The following is a 3,969-nucleotide window of genomic DNA, read 5'->3' on the forward strand; positions in this document are numbered from 1 at the left end:
GATGAGGTCCCAGCCGCCGTTGCCGACGGTGTTCTCCCAGCCGTCCACCCCGCCCGCGATGTCCGCCCGGATCCGCTCGCGCGTCTCGGTCCGGCGCAGCCGCTCCAGCAGCGCGCCGATCCCGCCTTCGCTGGCCCACGGCGGCAGCATCGCGTGCAGCACCGTACTGCCCGCCGTATAGGGGTAGACGTCGCACAGGACGTCGAGGCCGTCCGCCCGGGCCTGTTCGAGCCGGGGGAGGGTGCGCAGGGTGGCGCCCCAGGCGTGCCGGCCCGCGGTCTTGTGGTGCGAGACCTGGAGCGGCGCGCCGGAGCGCGCGGCGATCTCCAGCGCCTCCTCCAGGGCCTTCTCCACCTGGGACATCTCGTCCCGCAGGTGGGTGACGTACGGCTTGCCGTGCCGGGCCGCGACGCGGGCCAGCGCGACGATCTCCGCGGTGTCGGCGTAGGTGCCGGGCGGGTAGATCAGGCCGGTGGAGAACCCGGCCGCGCCTTGGGCGAGGGCGCGGTCGAGCAGCTCGCACATGGCCTCCAGCTCCTCCGGGCCGGGCGGCCGGTCGGCGAAGCCCATCACCCCGGCGCGCAGCGTGCCGTGGCCGACCAGCGAGGCGAGGTGGTTGCGCCGCAGTTCGGGCCGCTGGGCGGCGGCGAAGGCGGCGAAGTCCTCGGCGGGGCGGACCGGGCCGATGCCGAAGGTGACCCGCAGGTGCTCGGCCAGCTCGGGCAGCCGCTCGGGCAGGCAGGGGAAGAGGCTGCTGCCGCAGTTGCCGCTGATCTCGGTGGTCACGCCCTGGAGGAGCGGGGCGAGCCGCAGCTCCTCCAGGGCGTCCCACGCGGTGTCCCCGGGCACGGCGCCGCCCGCCCCGGACGGCGCCCCGACGGCGCCGCCCACCTCGGACGGCCCCCTGACGGCACCGCCCGCCCCGGACGGCCCCCCGACGGCGGCCAGCGCGTCGGAGTGCGTGTGCACGTCGATGAACCCGGGGGTGACGACCAGCCCGGTGGCGTCGATGACCGGCACCGAGCGACCGCCGGCCCCGTCCGCGTCGGAGCCGGGGGCCAGCACGGTGACCCGCCGGCCCGCCACCGCGAGGTCGGCGGGCCGCGCCGGCGCCCCGGTGCCGTCCACCAGCAGGCCGCCGCGCACCAGGAGTTCCACGCCCGCCATCACAGCACCGTCGCCAGGAAGGCCCGGGTGCGCTCGTGGCGCGGGGCGGTGAACACCTCGTCCGGGCGTCCGGCCTCGACGACCGCGCCCTCGTCCATGAAGACGACCCGGTCGGCGACCTCGCGGGCGAACCCCATCTCGTGGGTGACGACGATCATCGTCATCCCGCTGCGCGCCAGGTCGCGCATCACGCCCAGCACCTCCCCGACGAGTTCGGGGTCGAGCGCGGAGGTGGGCTCGTCGAAGAGCATCAGGGTGGGCTCCATGGCCAGCGCCCGGGCGATCGCGACCCGCTGCTGCTGGCCGCCGGAGAGCTGGCCGGGGTAGTGGTCGGCGCGGTCGGCGAGGCCGACCCGGTCCAGCAGCTCGCGGGCCTGCCGCTCGGCCGTGGCCCGGCCGCGGCCCTGGACGGCGACCGGTCCCTCCATCACGTTCTGCACCGCGGTGCGGTGCGGGAAGAGGTGGAACCGCTGGAACACCATGCCGATCCGCTCGCGCTGGCGCTGGATGTCCTTGGGCCGCCGCTCGCGCAGCGTGGTCCCGCCGGAGCCGACCGGCTCGTAGCCGATCAGCTCGCCGTTGACGGCGATCCGCCCGGCGTCGATCTTCTCCAGGTGGTTGAAGCAGCGCAGCAGGGTGGACTTGCCGGAGCCGGAGGGCCCGATCACGCAGAGCACCTCCCCGCACCGCACCTCCAGGTCGATCCCGCGCAGCACCTCCAGCTCGCCGAACCGCTTCCGCACCCCGCGCGCCGAGAGGATCACCTCGTCCGTCGCCACCGTCACTTCCCCGCCCCCTTCGTCCTCAGGTCCGTCTTCCTCGCGTCCGTCTTCCTCAGGTCCGCCTTCCGCGCCCCCGGCCGCAGGTTGCGCAGCACCCGCTTTCCGAGCGCCGGGCGCGCCGTCCGCGCCCCGGGACTGAACTTCCGCTCCACGGCGTGCTGCGCGACGCTCGCGATGGTGGTCAGCACCAGGTACCAGATCGACGCCACCACCAGCAGCGCGATCACCTCGAAGTTCGCCAGGTACAGGTGCTGCGAGACCGTCATCAGGTCGGCGCCCGCGATGACCGAGACCAGCGAGGTGGTCTTCAGCATCGAGATGAACTGGTTGCCGAACGGCGGGATGATCACCCGCATCGCCTGCGGCAGCACCACCCGGACGAGGATCTGCCGGTTGGACATGCCCAGGGCCGCCGCGGCCTCCCGCTGCCCGGGGTCGACGCTCTGGATGCCGGCCCGGACGATCTCCGACATGTAGGCGCCCTCGTTGATCGACAGGCCCAGCAGCGCCGCGACGAAGCCGGTGATCAGCGCGTTCGTCTGCCAGCTGACCAGCTTCGGCCCGTCGAACGGGATGCCGATGCTGATCTCGGGGAACAGCAGCGCGAGGTTGAACCAGAAGATCAGCTGCACCAGCAGCGGCGTGCCCCGGAAGAACCAGGTGTACGCGCCGGCCGTGGCCCGCAGCACCGGGCTGTCGGACAGCTGCATCACCGCCGCCAGCACGCCGATCACGATGCCGGCCACCTGCGAGATGAGGGTCAGCTGGACGGTGACCCAGAGGCCGTCCAGGATCACCCCGTCGAACTGGTACTCCGCGATGACGTCCCAGTGCAGGTTGGGGTTGACGATGACCGTGTACGCCAGCCAGACCGCCACGAACGCGGCCGCCAGCACGGCCACCCACCGCCCGGGCCTGGGGCGCCCGGTGACCCGCAGCGCCAGGTCCTCCTCGGCCGCCTTCACCACGGGGGCGGTCGCCGTGGCCGCCCCTCTCATGCCGTCGCCCGTCACCGCGCTCACTGCCCGACCGTGTTGACGGTGGCCTTGGTGACGGCGCTGCCGCCGACCTCGTACTTGTCGAGCACCGTGCGGTACTCGCCCGAGTCGATCAGCTCCTGGAGCGCCCGCTGCACCGCGTCGCGCAGTCCGCTCTCCTTCTTCGCCACCGCGATGCCCCACGGCGCGGTCCCGTACTGCTCGGGCAGCACCTGGTAGGCGGTGTTCTTCTGCGCGAACATCTGCGCCACCGGGTAGTCCACGATGGTGGCGACGGCCCGCCCGCTGTCCAGCTGCAGGAGCCCGGTCGGCGCGTCCTCGCTCTGCGAGATGGTCATCTTCTCGGCGCACTTGGCGTTCTGCTGCTCGCCGATCTCCAGGTTGGAGCTGCCCTTGGCGAGCACCACCTGCTTGCCGCAGAGGTCCTCCAGGGTCTTGATGCCCTGGGGGTTGTCCTTGGTGGTCATGACGACCCCGCCGGTGCGGAAGTAGTCGACGAAGTCGACGGCCTGGCGGCGCTGCTCGCTGTCGGTCATCGAGGACATCACCAGGTCGAACCGGCCGGCCTGGAGGCCGGGGATCAGTCCGTCGAACGAGGCGTTGGTCATCTCCAGCTTCAGCCCGAGCTTCGCCGCGACCGCCGCGGCGAGGTCCGGGTCGACGCCGGTCAGCTCGGTGGTGCCCGGCTTGTACATCTCCATCGGCGGGTACCCTACGGCGGTCGCCACTCTCAGCACGCCGGCCTGCTTGTACGCGCCCGGCAGCAGTTCGGCCGAGCTCTTCCCGGCGGTGTCGCCGGTGGCCGCACCCGGTGCGGCGGCGGAACCCTGGTCGGAACGCCCGCAGGCGGTGGCGGCCAGGGCCACCAGCGCCAGCGCGGCCAGACAACGCAGGGGACGGGGGCGGTTCATCGGCATCTCCCTCGGGCGGTGACGGTCCGCCGATGCTGGCAGCCGCTCCCGGCTGAATGGAAGATGATGAATCTATTGCCCCCTGACCAACGAAATACGTACGTCTGCCCC

Annotated in this window: 4 protein-coding genes; all 4 read right to left on the reverse strand. The window is 72.7% G+C overall.

Going from position 1 to position 3,969, the window contains the following annotated elements; translation table 11 throughout:
- A partial coding sequence (locus ABD308_RS19865) for an N-acyl-D-amino-acid deacylase family protein (RefSeq protein ID WP_425554804.1) occupies positions 1 to 1,167 on the reverse strand: 1,167 nt, incomplete at its 3' end.
- On the reverse strand, positions 1,167 to 1,952 hold the full coding sequence (locus ABD308_RS19870) for an amino acid ABC transporter ATP-binding protein (RefSeq protein ID WP_425554805.1): 786 nt from the start codon (positions 1,950 to 1,952) through the stop codon (positions 1,167 to 1,169). The genes ABD308_RS19865 and ABD308_RS19870, both read right to left, overlap by 1 nt.
- Entirely contained in the window at positions 1,949 to 2,971 is a 1,023-nt protein-coding gene (locus ABD308_RS19875; RefSeq protein ID WP_344337139.1) for an amino acid ABC transporter permease, read from the reverse strand. Before ABD308_RS19875 ends, ABD308_RS19870 begins: the two co-directional genes overlap by 4 nt.
- Positions 2,968 to 3,858, reverse strand: coding sequence for an ABC transporter substrate-binding protein (locus ABD308_RS19880; protein WP_344337140.1), 891 nt, complete (start codon positions 3,856 to 3,858; stop codon positions 2,968 to 2,970). Before ABD308_RS19880 ends, ABD308_RS19875 begins: the two co-directional genes overlap by 4 nt.
- Between the last annotated feature and the right edge of the window lie 111 nt (positions 3,859 to 3,969).

Source organism: Kitasatospora putterlickiae (genome assembly GCF_039527695.1).
Taxonomy (GTDB): Bacteria; Actinomycetota; Actinomycetes; order Streptomycetales; family Streptomycetaceae; genus Kitasatospora; species Kitasatospora putterlickiae.